Source organism: Maribacter chungangensis, from assembly GCF_042676845.1.
GTDB classification, from domain to species: domain Bacteria; phylum Bacteroidota; class Bacteroidia; order Flavobacteriales; family Flavobacteriaceae; genus Maribacter; species Maribacter chungangensis.
In genome coordinates, this window is the sequence record NZ_JBHTHY010000007.1 from 227,019 (window position 1) to 242,676 (window position 15,658).

The 15,658-nt window shown below is 39.8% G+C and carries 14 protein-coding genes and 1 pseudogene; 12 read left to right on the forward strand and 3 right to left on the reverse strand.

What is annotated here, in order from left to right; translation table 11 throughout:
* Positions 1-21: 21 nt before the first annotated feature.
* The 5 genes from ACFQZJ_RS11630 to ACFQZJ_RS11650 all read left to right on the forward strand — a co-directional run bounded on the left by ACFQZJ_RS11630 (position 22) and on the right by ACFQZJ_RS11650 (position 4,508).
* The gene (locus ACFQZJ_RS11630) at positions 22-639 is read left to right on the forward strand and encodes a phosphoribosylanthranilate isomerase (RefSeq protein WP_379934704.1); all 618 of its coding nucleotides are present in this window, start codon (positions 22-24) and stop codon (positions 637-639) included.
* 98 nt (positions 640-737) lie between these two features.
* Positions 738-1,964, forward strand: coding sequence for a tryptophan synthase subunit beta (trpB, locus tag ACFQZJ_RS11635; protein ID WP_379934705.1), 1,227 nt, complete (start codon positions 738-740; stop codon positions 1,962-1,964).
* A complete protein-coding gene (gene trpA, locus ACFQZJ_RS11640) occupies positions 1,964-2,731 on the forward strand; it encodes a tryptophan synthase subunit alpha (RefSeq protein ID WP_379934707.1) in 768 nt (255 codons plus the stop codon). Before trpB ends, trpA begins: the two co-directional genes overlap by 1 nt.
* On the forward strand, positions 2,731-2,952 hold the full coding sequence (locus tag ACFQZJ_RS11645) for a hypothetical protein (RefSeq protein WP_379934709.1): 222 nt from the start codon (positions 2,731-2,733) through the stop codon (positions 2,950-2,952). The genes trpA and ACFQZJ_RS11645 overlap by 1 nt, the downstream gene beginning before the upstream one ends.
* A gap of 53 nt (positions 2,953-3,005) precedes the next feature.
* Positions 3,006-4,508, forward strand: a complete 1,503-nt coding sequence (locus ACFQZJ_RS11650; RefSeq protein ID WP_379934711.1) for a M20/M25/M40 family metallo-hydrolase — start codon at positions 3,006-3,008, stop codon at positions 4,506-4,508.
* A 101-nt stretch (positions 4,509-4,609) separates the two neighbouring features.
* Here ACFQZJ_RS11650 and ACFQZJ_RS11655 read toward each other — a convergent pair whose 3' ends face one another.
* The gene (locus ACFQZJ_RS11655) at positions 4,610-7,156 is read right to left on the reverse strand and encodes a phosphoenolpyruvate carboxylase (protein WP_379934713.1); all 2,547 of its coding nucleotides are present in this window, start codon (positions 7,154-7,156) and stop codon (positions 4,610-4,612) included.
* A 443-nt stretch (positions 7,157-7,599) separates the two neighbouring features.
* Between ACFQZJ_RS11655 and ACFQZJ_RS11660 the strand changes: the two genes are divergently transcribed.
* The 6 genes and pseudogenes from ACFQZJ_RS11660 (at position 7,600) to ACFQZJ_RS11685 (ending at position 13,184) form a co-directional block, all read left to right on the forward strand.
* Positions 7,600-8,736, forward strand: coding sequence for a hypothetical protein (locus ACFQZJ_RS11660; protein ID WP_379934714.1), 1,137 nt, complete (start codon positions 7,600-7,602; stop codon positions 8,734-8,736).
* An 82-nt stretch (positions 8,737-8,818) separates the two neighbouring features.
* A pseudogene (locus ACFQZJ_RS11665) lies at positions 8,819-9,406 on the forward strand (zeta toxin family protein).
* The gene (locus ACFQZJ_RS11670) at positions 9,390-9,542 is read left to right on the forward strand and encodes a hypothetical protein (protein WP_379934715.1); all 153 of its coding nucleotides are present in this window, start codon (positions 9,390-9,392) and stop codon (positions 9,540-9,542) included. The pseudogene ACFQZJ_RS11665 and the gene ACFQZJ_RS11670 overlap by 17 nt, the downstream one beginning before the upstream one ends.
* A gap of 861 nt (positions 9,543-10,403) precedes the next feature.
* Positions 10,404-11,165 (forward strand): aspartate/glutamate racemase family protein, encoded by a 762-nt coding sequence (locus ACFQZJ_RS11675; protein ID WP_379934717.1) that lies wholly within the window; start codon positions 10,404-10,406, stop codon positions 11,163-11,165.
* Positions 11,162-12,301 (forward strand): DmpA family aminopeptidase, encoded by a 1,140-nt coding sequence (locus ACFQZJ_RS11680; protein WP_379934719.1) that lies wholly within the window; start codon positions 11,162-11,164, stop codon positions 12,299-12,301. The genes ACFQZJ_RS11675 and ACFQZJ_RS11680 overlap by 4 nt, the downstream gene beginning before the upstream one ends.
* 418 nt (positions 12,302-12,719) lie before the next feature.
* Complete coding sequence (locus tag ACFQZJ_RS11685) at positions 12,720-13,184, forward strand: hypothetical protein (protein WP_379934721.1); 465 nt, start codon at positions 12,720-12,722, stop codon at positions 13,182-13,184.
* A gap of 1,147 nt (positions 13,185-14,331) precedes the next feature.
* Here ACFQZJ_RS11685 and ACFQZJ_RS11690 read toward each other — a convergent pair.
* A complete protein-coding gene (locus ACFQZJ_RS11690) occupies positions 14,332-14,991 on the reverse strand; it encodes a uracil-DNA glycosylase family protein (protein WP_379934723.1) in 660 nt (219 codons plus the stop codon).
* Between the two features lie 127 nt (positions 14,992-15,118).
* On the opposite strand from ACFQZJ_RS11690, the gene ACFQZJ_RS11695 reads away from it, so the two are divergent.
* Complete coding sequence (locus tag ACFQZJ_RS11695) at positions 15,119-15,247, forward strand: 30S ribosomal protein THX (protein ID WP_379934725.1); 129 nt, start codon at positions 15,119-15,121, stop codon at positions 15,245-15,247.
* A gap of 7 nt (positions 15,248-15,254) precedes the next feature.
* On the opposite strand, the gene ACFQZJ_RS11700 is transcribed toward ACFQZJ_RS11695, so the two are convergent.
* Entirely contained in the window at positions 15,255-15,617 is a 363-nt protein-coding gene (locus tag ACFQZJ_RS11700; RefSeq protein ID WP_379934727.1) for a hypothetical protein, read from the reverse strand.
* Between the last annotated feature and the right edge of the window lie 41 nt (positions 15,618-15,658).

Genomic DNA, 15,658 nt, shown 5'->3' on the forward strand with positions numbered 1-15,658 from the left:
GCGGGGCTTAAAATTTGTGGCATGAAATATAATCCTGAGGCGGTTGCGGCATTGCGACCCGATTACCTGGGCTTTATATTCTGGGAACCTTCTTCTCGTTTTTTTAGCGGAGAAATTCCCTCCTTACCAAAAGAAATTAAAAAAATAGGGGTGTTTGTAGATGCTACAATAACCGATGTAACAGCAACTATTGAAAAATACAATTTAGATGGAGTACAATTACATGGGAATGAAAGTCCCGATTATTGCCTAAAACTTAGACCTGTCAGGTTTTCAAAACCCCACAGGTCTATAGAAATTATAAAGGTGTTCTCTATTAAAGATGAATTTGATTTTTCCTTATTAAGGCCTTTTGAAAATGTTTGCGATTACTTTTTATTCGATACCAAAGGCAAATTACCAGGCGGCAATGGGTATGCATTTGACTGGAGCGTACTAAAAGCATATCCGTACACAAAACCTTATTTTTTGAGCGGTGGCATTGGCTTGGAAAACAAAAACGATATTACCGAATTTTTAAAACGACCGGAGTCAAAATACTGTCATGCTATTGATGTAAATAGTAAATTTGAACAAGAACCAGGATTGAAAAAAATTGCTGAATTAAAGGAGTTTATAAACGTGGTTAGTAAATTATAAAAAAGAAAATAAATTGAGCAGTACTAAGTGATTACGTATGTGCTAAAGGAGTTAGAGATTGCTTCGCTTTGCCTGCAACGACAAAAAAAGAAAAAGAAATGCAAAAAGAAATTGAACAAAGTGCCCATAAGGAGAACCTAGGGGGCTACCACGCAGACGAAAAAGGCTACTATGGTGAATTTGGAGGTGCCTTTATACCGGAAATGCTATACCCCAACGTAGAGGAACTACGCCGTACCTATTTGGATATTATGTACACGGATTCTTTTCAAAAAGAGTTCCACCAATTGCTTAAAGACTACGTGGGCAGGCCTTCTCCGCTTTATTATGCGAAGCGACTTTCGGAGAAGTACAACACCAAAGTATACCTGAAGCGTGAGGACCTCAACCATACCGGAGCGCATAAAATAAACAACACCATTGGGCAGATACTTATGGCCAAGAAACTGGGCAAGACAAGAATTATCGCCGAAACGGGGGCTGGCCAGCATGGTGTTGCCACGGCCACGGTATGTGCCTTAATGGGTATGGAATGTATCGTATACATGGGCGAAATAGATATTGCCAGACAAGCCCCTAATGTGGCGCGGATGAAAATGTTGGGGGCAGAAGTGCGTCCGGCACTTTCTGGAAGTAGGACCTTAAAGGATGCAACCAATGAAGCCATTCGCGATTGGATCAACAATCCCGTAGATACACATTATATTATCGGTTCTGCGATAGGCCCCCATCCCTACCCGGATATGGTTACCCGGTTTCAGTCGGTCATATCGGAGGAGATCAAATGGCAGCTAAAAGAAAAAGAAGGCCGTGAAAATCCGGATTACGTGGTGGCCTGCATTGGTGGCGGAAGCAACGCCGCTGGCACATACCATCATTTTCTTAACGAACCGGAAGTGGGCATTATTGCCGTAGAAGCCGCGGGAAAAGGGGTCCATACCGGCGAGAGTGCCGCTACCTCGGCCTTGGGCAAGGTGGGTATCATCCACGGCTGTAAAACCATGCTCATGCAAACCTTGGACGGACAAATTACCGAACCGTACTCCATTTCGGCCGGACTGGATTATCCGGGCGTTGGCCCCATGCATTCCCATTTATACAAGTCGGGACGGGCAGAATTTTATTCGGCCACGGATGACGAGGCCATGACCGCAGGCTTGGAACTTTCACAGTTAGAGGGCATTATTCCCGCCATTGAAACAGGACATGCCTTTGCCATTTTTGCACATAAGAAATTTAAACCGGACGATGTTGTCGTCATCAGTTTATCAGGGCGTGGGGACAAGGATTTACAAACCTATATAGACTATTTCAAACTAGCATAATGACCAATAGGATCAACACCAAACTACAGGAAGACAAAAAGCTCCTCTCCATCTATTTTACGGCAGGCTACCCCGCTCTAAACAATACCGTACAAATCATTCAGGATTTAGAAAAAAACGGTGTAGATATGATAGAAATAGGATTGCCGTTTAGCGACCCTCTAGCAGATGGCCCTACCATACAGGAAAGTTCCACGGCTGCGTTACACAACGGAATGACCACAGAAGTGCTTTTTGACCAATTAAAGGACATTCGCAAAACAGTTTCCATACCACTTATCGTAATGGGTTATTTTAATCCCATGCTCCAGTACGGCGTAGCGGCATTTTGCAAAAGGTGCCACGAAATAGGGATAGACGGTATTATTATGCCGGACCTGCCTTTGGACGTGTACCAAACGGAATACGAAGCGATATTTAAAAAATATGGATTGATAAACGTCTTCCTGATCACCCCACAAACCAGTAATGAGCGCATACAACAAATCGATGCCGCTTCGGACGGATTTATTTACATGGTGAGCTCCGCCAGTGTAACAGGCTCTAAATCGGGCTTTGGAACAGCGCAATCGGACTATTTTGGGCGCATTGCGGCCATGAAGTTAAAAAATCCCCAGATCGTAGGTTTTGGGATCAAGGATTCGGAAACGTTTCAACAGGCTACCGCATCGGCAAAAGGTGCCATTATCGGTTCTGCGTTTATCAAACATTTAACGCAACATGGAGTGGAGGCAATTCCATCGTTCATAAAAACCATTAGGCTCTAATGAAAAATGTTATCAACGATTGGAAACTAATACTCCTATTATGCCTTACCCTGGGTTTAGCACCCTTTTTTCCCGAACCCCATTTGTGGGGAAAACTAAAATGGATAGCAGGGGGCGCTAACGGTATGGGTGCTTTGGACTGGTTCGATGTTTTGTTCCATGGCTTTCCTTTCCTACTCCTTATCAGAAAAACAGTACTGTCTTTTTTTAATACAGCTTAGGGCATAGCATTCTATCTTTTATCCTTATTTTTCGGTATTCAAAAACACTTCTCATGAAAAATTATTGGTGCATCCTGTTTCTTCTTGTATTAACAAACACTACCACGGCACAAACACCTGAAGACATAAAATCATCCGTACGGCATAGTATTGACGAACTCAGACAATTTGTAGCCTTACCGAACGATGCCCTTAATGCGGACGATATTGATCGTAATATTAGGTGGTTAGGTGATAAATTCAACCAAAGAGGTTTTAACACCTCTATTCTGGAAACCGAGAATCTTCCCTTGTTCTTTGCCGCATTGCCTATGGAGGATACCAAGCCAACCCTATTATTCTATATGCATTTGGACGGCCAATCGGTAGACCCCTCTAAATGGGACCAAACCGATCCCTACGAAACCATTTTAAAGTCCCAAGATGGCGAAGGCTGGAAAACCGAGGATTTTGCAGATCTGGATGCCGATATAAATTATGATTGGCGCTTATTTGGAAGATCCACCTCAGATGATAAAGGCCCCATTGTTATGTTTTTAAATGCCATCGATTTATTAAAAAAAGACGGAAAAGAACTCGCTTTCAACGTAAGGGTGCTTTTGGATAGCGAGGAAGAAAAAAGCAGCAAGCCCTTACCAAAGGCGGTACGGACCTATAAAGAACTGCTACAGGCCGATTTTCTAATTATAAATGACGGTCCGGCACATCCGTCGGGCAAAGCGACGGTTATCTACGGTTGCCGTGGCATAACCACCTTGTCCTTAACAACCTTTGGCCCCATTAAACCACAGCACAGCGGACATTATGGGAATTACGCCCCAAACCCCGGATTTCAATTGGCGCAGGTGTTGGCCGGTATGAAAGATACCGATGGAAAAGTAACCATTCCTGGTTACTACGACGGAATTACCATAAACGAGGCTACCCAGCAAGTCTTAAAAAGTGTACCGGACAGTGATGAGGCCATATCCAATAAACTCCAGTTTAAAACTGCTGAAAAAGTGGGTGCTTTCTACCAAGAAGCACTTCAATATCCTAGCTTAAACATTAGAGGCTTAGGTTCTGGATGGATAGGTGATAAGGCACGGACCATAGTCCCTGCAACCGCTACCGCCGAACTGGATTTGCGATTGGTTCCCGAAAGCGATGGTACACGGTTAAAACGTCTAGTGAAAAAACACATACAAAACCAAGGTTTTTACATCACCGCTACAGAACCTACAATAGAGGAGCGTATGGCGCACGATAAAATAATGATGATAAAGGAAGGTTCGGTAACCGATGCGTTTAGAACCGAATTGAACAATCCTTACGGACAATTTTTGGTCAACACCATGTCGGATACCTTTAAAGAAGATGTGGTTCAAATTCGCATTATGGGCGGTACAGTTCCTATTGCCCCTTTTATAAACGAGTTACAGATTCCGGCATTCGTGGTTCCCATGGTAAATGCGGACAATAATCAGCATAGTCCCAACGAGAATTTAAAAATAGGGCAAATTGCGTATGGGATACAGACCTTTTACGCTTTATTGAGCACCCAATTGCCAAACTAAATAGGGCTCAGAAAAATAAATGAGAAGTAAAAAAAGCCCCCGGCGTTATGGCGGGACCATTTTTGTGATGGGATAGTACCCTAATGCTACCTTAACGCATCTTATGCCGAATTCCTACTGGCGTTAATATTTCCGTATAAAGATCTGGTAACTATTTTCTCGTATAGCTCTTTATGCGCATTTCCTTCCCCAATTTTCTGCAGGGCGTATTGCTGTATGACCAATAACGGCAATACAATGTTCTCCCTGATCTTAATCGATTCCCTGGATACGGCTTCTTTTTCCATCAGTATTTCCATGCCGGAAAGTTGTAATAACATTTCTTTGGAAAGTTCGTATTCCTCGTGCAAGATTTCCCAGAATGCCCCATACTCTTCGTTCTCTTTCATATAACTGGTAAGTTCAAAGTAACACTTGGAAAGGCTCATCATACTGTTCATCATAAGCGCTTGAAAAAAGGGTACTTCTTCGTACAATTTCTTTGCCTCTTCAAATCTGCCTGCATCGGCCAAGGTCTTCAAGGCGGTACCAATACCAAAATAACCGGGAACGTTTTGTTTAAGCTGGCTCCAAGACCCTACAAAGGAAATTGCCCTAAGGTCCGATAGTTCTAGCTTCGCCTTGTTTCCCCGTTTTCCAGGTCTACTTCCAATATTCGCTTTGGTATAATACTTTAAGGTACTCATGTTCTCCAGATAGGGCATAAACTTGTCGTGATGTTTTAGGGCATCGTACTTGGCGAAACTTAGTTCGGATAATTCCTCTATAACCGATCTGGACTCTTCGGATATAACGATTTCCTTTCCCAATATGGTATTTGAAAGTCCGGCCGTTAGCAATTGTTCACTGTTGTATATGAACTGTTCTTTAGTGCCATAGGTACTTGTAATCGTCTGTCCCTGTATGGTAAGTTGAATTTCATTGTTGGCCACCTTATTTGTTTGCGCCGCATAAAAGCGATGTGTTTTACCGCCACCTCTTGCCGGTGGGCCTCCCCTGCCATCAAAGAAAATAGCGGCAACATCGTTATTTGCACATACTTGGGAGAGTTCTTCCTTCGTCTTTAAAATGGACCAATTCGCCTTTAAATAACCGCCGTCCTTGGTACCGTCGGAAAAACCGAGCATTATCGTCTGCTTGTTCGCCCTGTTTTCCAGATGACTTCTATAGTCTTCCAAACCGAACAACTGCTGCATGGTAGCCTCTGCGTTATCCATTCCTTTCATAGTCTCAAAAAGTGGAACGATATCAAAGGTGATATCCTTGTTTGCCCATCCGCACCATCTAAAGAGTGCATAAACGTATAGAATGCTAAAAATATCCTCGGAATTGCTTATAATATATCTATTGCAGCCCTCTTCCCCGTTTTTGGCCTGAATATCGGCCAATTGAGAAACGTTCTTTATGGTATCCTTTACAATTTCCTCATCGTAGTCATTGGCATTAAGCGTAATGTTCTTATGTAATAGGATATTGATCAATTCGGTTTCGGACAACTCGTTTACATCATCTATTATAAAACCATTTTTAATCAAAACGGCATTTATTACTTTGGTGTGCATACTATGGTCCTGACGGATATCGATGGTCGCAAAATGTATTTTAAAGATTTTTACTTTATCAATAAATACATCCAATTCCTTTAGATATAAATTATGGTACTTTTGCACCAATGCTTCACGTATTTGGTTCAGAGGGCCAATAATATCCTCATAGCCTACGTCCTTACTAGGGTCGAACATGGCCCTGTAGAGGTTTCCCCGTAATTTATTTATGGGTTCTTGCACCTCTTTAAAGGTTAATTTGTTTTGAAGTCCCTTGAGGTCATTGTAGTAACACTTCATTAGCGTTACCCGTAGTTCGTTCACCACGTCTTTTGTAATGTCTGCGGTTACAAAAGGGTTGCCGTCCCTATCGCCACCGGGCCAAAAGCCAAGTTTAACAATATCATGATTGGAAAACCTCTCGTTGCCAGCACTCCCTTTAATGTAAGCATATAGCTCACCTATAGCCTCATAATACACATGGCGCAAGGTGTAAATAATATTCTTGGCCTCGTCCAACGGGGTGGGTTTTTTAGCATTGACCAAAGAGGTAAGTCCCAATTGCTGCAAAACCACGTCTATCTCATCTATACGATTCTCCAATATTAAGGTTCTTAAATTTGTGATGATATCCAGTACGGCAGGGGTATAGAACTGAGTTGGGTGGGCGGTAAGTACAATACGGGCACTAAAACTATTGAGCTTGTCCAAAATGGAATCCCAATTCTTGTTATTGTCTACCAATTGAAAATAGTCTTTTAAGGAGAGGGAACTGCTGTGTTTATGTAGTTTAGGAAAAGCGGCATCCTCTACACTATCGTACAGCACCACTTGGCGCTCTACGTACTGTATGATCCGGAACATAAAATCTATACGTTCCTTTTCCGTTTGCAAATCGGCGAAGTTCTCAAAAAAGGCTTCTATGATTTCTTTTGGATTAAGACCTGCTTTCAATCCTTTTTCGGATTGGTCCATAAGTAAAGGAATAAGCATTCCTACATTGTCTATGTTTCGGTAGGGTAAATTCAAGAACAAGCTATTATACACATTGAATTTGTTCTGAACCGATTTCTTAAATGCCTCTACTCTTTCTATCTGCTGCATACCTATTCTAGTTTTGAATACTAATTTTATGATACTATAACATTATAGCACAATTGCGCTATAAATATCGCTATTCTATAAAGATCTTGGGTCTAATTTTATGGTAAATAACAAAATTGAAGCACCACACCACAAAAACAACAGCATTGACAACAAAAACTGTTCAGTACCTGTTCTTGGCTCTATATTTACAGTGTAATTAGTTACTTAAATTTTTTCATTTTCATATAATGTTCTCGTAAAAGAGTCCGGTCCAAATGGCCGGACTCTTTTTAGTTTTATGGGTATTTGTTAAGAAAACACAGGCAAAGATTTTATCCAAATTATTCTCGGTTTACTCTTGAAAGCATTAAAAATCCATTAGATTAGTACTCACATATAACAAATAAACATACCTAGGTACGTTTAGCGAATTTTTGTAATCGATACCCAAACGAGAAACTTTGAGCAGACTATTTGTTGATAAAATAAGAGATTATGATGGATATTCTGACCATAATGAATACACTTATGACTTTTTAGACAGAAGCTCAAAAAAAGAATTTGGAGAAGTTCGTGATTTACTAAACGATTGGTTTTCTATTTTCCCAGAATCTGAAAAAGCCGAAATAAAGTCTCGAATTAGAAAAGACTTTGATTCCACTTTTTATGAATTATTTCTTTACCAATTATTTCATAGACTTGGATTTGACATATTAGTTCATCCTAAAGTTCCTAAATCAAAAAAACGTCCTGATTTTTTAGTAACTAAAAATGATTTGGAATTATATGTAGAAGCAAAAGTCATTACAGGAAAATCAAAAGCGGAAGAATCCTTTGAAAGAAAGAGGAATGAATTTTATGATGCTCTAAACAAATTAAATTTTGATAGATTTTTAATTAGTTTAGAAACATTAATTTTTAAAACTGACAAACAACCGAACTCTAAAAAATTTATTAAAAATATTCAAACTAAAATTGAAAAACTCAATCCTGATAAAATATCTGAAAGTATTAATTCTGGAGAGATTTCAACTCTACCAAAAATAGAGTACGAAGATGAATATATCGAGGCTAAAGTTGGCATAATACCTTTGATTAAAGAAGCAAGTTCTGAAAAGCATAAAAGTCCAATAGGAATGTATCCAATGGAATCGTTTTGGGGAAATGGCGACAACTTATTAAAAAAGGCTATTAACGATAAAGGAAAATACTACGGAGAATTGGACAAACCTTTTATAGTTTGCATCAATACTATTGACTTTAAGACTGTAGTGAAATCTGATGTTGACAATGCAATTTGGGGTTCTAAAGCATTATCTTGGTCTACCAATCCAGAAAACAAAGATAAAAAGTGGATAAGAAAATTAGATGGAACTTTCCTAAATAACAAAGGCCCAAGGTTAAAAAATGTTAGCGGAATTGTTTTCACAAGAGTAATACCTTTCAATATAAAAAATGCCGATTTTGTATTATTTAAACATCCATTTTCAACGAATAAATTTGACTTTGATAAGTTAAATTTAGAATATGAATATGTCAAAGAAGGTCAAATTTTAAAAAAGGAAGGACAGAATTTATCAGACATATTTAATGAATAAACTACTGCCCTCTCTTTGTGGATAATACAGGAAAAATCGTTTGCAATTCGAAATCAATTTTAAAAAAGTTAAATTTGTAAGGATGATAACAAAAAATCTTTACATAATCTCTGGGTGCAATGGTGCTGGAAAAACTACAGCTTCATATACCATTTTACCTGAAATAATTGAATGTAAAGAATTTGTAAACGCAGACGAAATCGCAAAAGGATTATCACCTTTTCAACCCGAAAAAGTTGCGTTCGAATCTGGACGAATAATGATAAATCGAATCAATGAACTTTTGAAAGAAAACGAGAGTTTTGCATTTGAAACAACATTATCAACAAGAAGTTATCGAAACAAAATCATTCAAGCGAAAAAACAAGGATAAAACGTTACTCTATTATTTTTTTGGCTTAACAATATAGAACTTGCTAAAGAAAGAGTAAAAATTAGAGTAAAAGAGGGAGGACACAATATTCCAGAAAAAGTAATTGAAAGAAGATATTTAAAAGGAATTTATAATTTATTTGACATTTATCTTCCGATTATTGATGGAGTTTTGATTTTTGATAATTCTTTCGGAAAGCACGAATTAATCGCTCACAAAATGGGAACTGATGATTTAGAAATAATTGATTCAGAAAAGTTTAAACAATTAAAAAAGGCTTATGACACAAAAAGATAAACAAATCGAATTAAAAGACAAGATTGTGAAAGGACTTGAAAAGGTTTATGAACGACTTCTTGAATTCAAAAAAACTAAGAATAGCGAACTTGTAGTAATGCGAGGAGATAAAATCGTGAAAATAAAACCAGAATAGTAAAAGCTATGCACAATCGAGTAGACGGGTCTGCCCTTAGTTAAAAAATGACTTACGGATTGTCAAAATTTTACTTGTTGTACCAGAATTTAGCGACGACTTTGTTACAGACTGCGAAATGGACACTGAAATGGATTTATCATTGATGACAGCTTCTTCTCTTTCGAATATTTCAGAGGCTTTTAAAACATCCAAGTATTCGGAATTCCCACACGTTTTATTCCGTGACATTGTAATAAACGAAGAGCGAATAATAAAAGCATTGCGTAAATAATTGGAATAAAAGCCAGTGCCTAACAACGGTAACCGTTGCACAAGTCATTAATCGCGAAAAAAAACGGATGCATATAAGGCCCTCTACGGTTTTTTTTCTTGTCGCCTTAGAAATAAAAAGCTAATTTTTGATACCTTGGTGAGGCACCTAACGATAATTCAAGGATACTTTTGACCCATGTTGCAAAAGCTGGTGTTCCATTCCACTTTTCACCAGTTTTTGTCCGAATTTCAGGTACTCCTACCTGCCGGCAGACAGGTCTTAAGGTTGTAGGCGATGGCCGAGAGGTGTATTACCTTGCTGGCCTATTTGAGGCCTATCTTATTTGTCTTGCGCATACTCATATACTGGGGATATCACTGTTTTTCATTTCTGGTTTCGCCTAATCTGATCGCCGCAATGGTCAATTTAAACTTCTACATTACGTTCAAAAAAGGTGCAAAAGCGCTAAACCATCATAGATAGGTTTCCTAAATGAAATCATTAACTTTAACCCATTCTCTAATCTGCGGGTGAAATCATCCATCGGGATATTGAACAACGTAATATTGTACAAGGACTTATAAAACATATTAAGGAGGATAAAGATGATCGGTATAGTTGGCGGTGTAGGGCCATATTCAGGAATAGATTTACTAAAAAAAGTATTTGATCATACCTTGGCCAACAGTGATCAAGAGCACTTAGATGTTGTACTGTTATCCATGTCTTCCGGCATTAAGGACAGGACTGAATATGTACTGGGCGAGGTAAAGGAGAATCCAGGAACAGCTATTGCAAAAGTGCTTCTTAAACTACAGGATTCAGGTGCTACAATTGCCGGGATTCCTTGCAATACAGCGCACTCCTATGAAATTTTTAACCGTATCAATCTTGAATTAAAAAAAAATACTGCAACTATTACCGTATTACACATGATCGATGAGACCCTTAGTTATATAGCTGCCAATCATCCAAATATTACTAGAGTTGGTGTGCTTTCTACTACGGGCACCTATAAAACCGGACTCTATACAAACGCCCTACAATCCAAAGGATTTGAAGCGGTTACGCCATCTTTAGCGATACAGGAAGAGTTAATTCATCCGGCAATATATCATCCAAGCTATGGAATTAAAAGTGAATCCAATCCGATCGCCCCACAAGCCAGGGAAAATTTAATGAAGGGAATTTCTTTTTTAAAGGAACGAGGTGCCCAGGCGATCATCCTTGGCTGTACCGAAATACCACTGGCTATCACAGAAAAAAAACTGGACAATATCTTGCTCATAGACCCGACCACTGTTTTGGCACGGGCATTGATCCGATTTTCAAATCCGGAAAAATTAAAACCCATTTCACCGATATGACCAAACCGCTACTACTCTTTTTTCTGTTATTACAACTACCGCTATCCTCTACTGCCCAAGAAAAGCTAAGAGCTAGAGAACACGGAATAGCACCGGGCATTTTAACACCGGGCCCTTTAAATACCATTACAGACGTGGCGGGGGTGTCCGTAGGCCAAAAAAACTTGGTTATCGGGGATTCGATACGCACGGGAGTCACGGTGATTCTGCCGCATCAGGGAAATATTTTTCAAGAAAAGGTACCTGCCGCAATTTTTGTGGGCAACGGGTTTGGCAAGGCGATAGGTACAACACAGATCGAGGAGCTTGGTAATATCGAAACACCCATTGCCCTAACCAATACCCTGAACTCATTTTTAGTAGCAAATGCTTTGATAGACTACACCCTTTCGGTTCCGGAAAACACGAAAATAAGATCCGTGAACCCTGTAGTGGGCGAAACCAATGATGGATGGCTTAATGATATAAGAGGGCGCCATGTTAAAAGTTCCGATGTTATGGAAGCGATAACATCAGCGAGCACAGGCGCGGTAGAAGAGGGAAATGTAGGTGCCGGAACAGGAACCAGATGCTTAGGTTTTAAGGGAGGTATCGGAACCGCTTCCCGTAAACTACCAAAAGAAAAAGGCGGTTACACGGTCGGTGTCCTGGTGCAGACCAATTTCGGGGGCATCCTTACCATTAACGGTGCACCGGTGGGAGAGGAACTGAACAATTTTTACATGGCGGAAGATGTGCCCTATGTGGTGGATGGATCATGCATGATTATTATTGCCACGGATGCCCCCCTATCTGCCAGAAATCTAAAACGTTTGGCAACAAGGTCTTTTTTAGCTTTTGGCAAAGTGGGTTCCTTTTCATCAAACGGTAGCGGAGACTATAGTATAGCGTTCAGCACACATCCTTCGGTACGGGTTCCTTATAGTTCAACCGAGACCGTAAGAACCATTAAGACCGTACCCAATGACGAAATGTCCCCTCTTTTTTTAGCCGTTGTCGAAGCCTCCGAAGAAGCTATTTACAATTCTCTTTTTATGGCAACGGATATGGAAGGTCAAAAGGGTAGGACAATGAAAGCCTTACCTGTAGAGAAAACGCTTAGCATATTGGATAAATATAACGCACGCAAAAAATAATGCGATACTATTCCCTACGCAACCTTGTACCAACAAAAATCAACTTTAAGTTTTTATGTATTTTGAAAAAATACACCAATTAACTACGCTCCAACCACAATTCTTAGCACGCTAATTTCCTAACACAACTTTCCTTCTAAAAAATATGACAGGGGAATTTAAAACCGATACGATATATGCAGCACACATACGAAGTTCAATTTCAATAGTACAAAGGGAAATCAATAAAGCAATAGTTGGTTCATTTTCTCAAATCAAATAAACGATCAGCAAACCCATGGGTTGATTCCCGAGCAATAGAAAACTGAATTTTACGTTGGCATTATACGAATTCAATTTAGAAACAGAATCATAGATCAAAGCTCCTAAAGCTCTAAATTATCTTAACTTTACATTATATTCAATTAAAAGTACAATTATGAAATATTTTAAGCTACTTGCCGTATTAATTTTTAGTGCGGTCGTTTCTTTAACTTCCTGCAAGGATGCGGCAAAAGCACCAAAACAAGAAACGTCACCACCGGCGAACGTTGCAGAACCATTTACACCACCAAGTAATCCAACTCAAAACATAGCTACTCCGGAACCAGCTCAAAATGCAATGGGAGTATGGCATTACACCTGCGCTCAAGGTTGTGCCGGAGGCGCTGGATCACCGATTAATTGTGCCACTTGTGGAGCGCTGTTAGCTCACAACCAAGGGTACCATACCAATCCCAACAATGCACCGATGGCTTCTCCCCCACTTGCCGCCGCACCTGCTCAAAATGCCGCTGGAATATGGCATTACAGCTGTAGCAAAGGATGTGCCGGAGGTTCTGGCACCGCTGGCAATTGTAGCACCTGTGGTGATGCCCTGGCGCATAACACGGCGTACCATTAGAAGATGATCTCCGGAAAAGGCTACTGGGCCTAAAAATCAGTATTGATTTTGCCCTAAGCGTCGCAGCATAGTAAATATGGACTGCCGAGTAATAGCATTTCCCAATTAAAAATAAGCCATGGCTAGGCAATGCCTGATTTTTCTTTTTCGCAGGCCAAAAAAACAATTCAATTTCTATGGCTGAATTTCAAAAGAGAACTGGTATGAAAAGTATAGTGCGCTGACCCAAGCTTATGGGTTACGGTGTCAATGGTGTCAAAGTGATAAGGCAAAAAAACTCACGGACAACGGCCAAAGGTATTCTGGGACCCCATTCTTAGTTCATTACCTACAAGCACTTTTACAAGGCTTTTTTATATCGATAATATGAGAAGTCAATTTTAAGGCTTTGTTTATGGTAAAAAAGGGTCTTACGTATCTTTTTCAAACCATCAATTACCATTGAACTAGACCGCTATGGATTTAAAATTCAAAGGTTTTATTGAAGCAATGAAATTGCAAATGGTTATTATTTTACCTAGTTATTCAGTTATTTACTTCAAATTACAAAATAGCCTGTTAATCATTTAACTAATATCTAAAGTGGCTTAAATGTTTATTGACTTAGGCACTTAATCAATACTCTTTATTAAGAATGGGCCAAGCCCAATATCATTTGGTTGCCCGATTTCTAAGCTCGGGTCCGTTCCATGTTTTCATGGGAAGGACCGTTAAAGGCTCCTCTCTTGAGATCCCTGCCTCCGACGAACGAAGTATGAGTGAGAGGAAGGCACAGGTGTCCGCCAAAGGTGGACGGAGGGTTTGACCCGCAGACTTGCCCGTGCCAGCCTGGCTCTTGACACGCATGCCGTTACCGACGCCAAGCTGAAAGAAGGCACCAAACTTCCCCGGATTATGCGATAACGCCCCATACGTGGGCAATTTTGCGGTCATATCTCCCCGTCAGCAAAGCTGCCGCCCCTCTTTTCTAAAGAGGGGAGCAAAAAACTATGCATACACGATATAACCTTAAGCCGGAGTTTAACAGGTATGATGGTAAAGCAAGCTTAATAAATTACTAAAATCCAATAAACCTAGGGCTTAACATCTATTAACTATGTGGCTACGTCAATGAAAACATTTTAAAGTTATATGAAACCCCACTTTTTCAGAAAAACTCCCGATACTGCATTATCCTAAAATCAATGGTATTTAATTCGGGGTTTTCAGCTTTCATTCGTTTATAGGCTTCTAAACTTCCAACTGCGCGGTTTGCAGCACCGGATGGCGCAGTCAACGAAACCGTTTTAATTTTAAGAGCCGTTTTAGGGTGCACAAAGGAGTGAATTCGTGGCACAGTATTGGAAACCACTTGCAAACGAACTTGATACGCTTTGAGATGTTTTCTAAAAAAATATTCAGGTCCATTTTTACTGTTTCCGCCTGTAAACAATAACGTTTCTACCTTGGTGTACCGTTCTAGATAGCCCAACAGGTTCCTAAGTTGTATATGGGCCATTCCCAAATCGGAAGCATCTATTTTCTCCCGTTGGGCAGATGCTACAATATCACAAATACCAATATTTCTATCTTTTAGAAAATTCTGCCGTTGTACAATGGCTTCCGTTGTGGTCTCATACTTCAAATTCAAGTTGAATATTCGGTCCAAAATAGGCCAGAGCTGTCCGTCCCTACTTCCATAAGAGAAGTTCACGTCGCCCTGTTTTAATTCCCCTTGTGTAAATCTAGGAGGCGGCAGGGTTCCAACGATAAGTTTGGTAACCCCTTTGAACAAATAAGGTTCGTATGGGTGGGTATGAAGAAACAAAGGATAATAGGTTTAAGTAACGATTAACTATAGGCAGCGCTACATTCAATATCGAATTTACTAACTTTAAAGGGATATACAGAAACAGCGAAACGATAAATAGGTTGTTGAGCATAAAAAATTAAAAATGGGCAAGGGAGACAAAAAATCCAAAAAAGGAAAAATAGCCAACAATAGCTACGGAGCCAGGAGGCCAAGGAAGATTAAAAAGCGTCCTACCGTGGAGGAAAAAATAAAAGTGGGTAAAAAGAAATGATCAATAGTTAGTCTATCTTAAAATTTAGGTCTAATTGGTCGTTGTTCTGCAAAGTCAGCTCATAGGTATAAAAACCAATAGGCAGAGCGTCTTCCAATTGCGTCATGGACCCGTATTCGAAGGTGGTAGAATCTGCCACCACGGTTAAGGACATATCAGGAAAAGCTTGGTTGTATTCTAAATATTCGGAGAATTCACCTGCTGCAATATTTTCATAGACAGTGTCTTTACCTGCAATCCGTACTTCTTGAAAAAAAGAGTCCGTACTGTTTTGTATCCGTATGTTTACGGTAGTTACATCATCATCCCTGTCTGTACAAGCTGCCAGAACACCTACTGCAAAAAATGCCAGGATAAAATACTTTTTCATACCTATTTTGTATTACCGTTCGTATTACATGTAGAACGGTA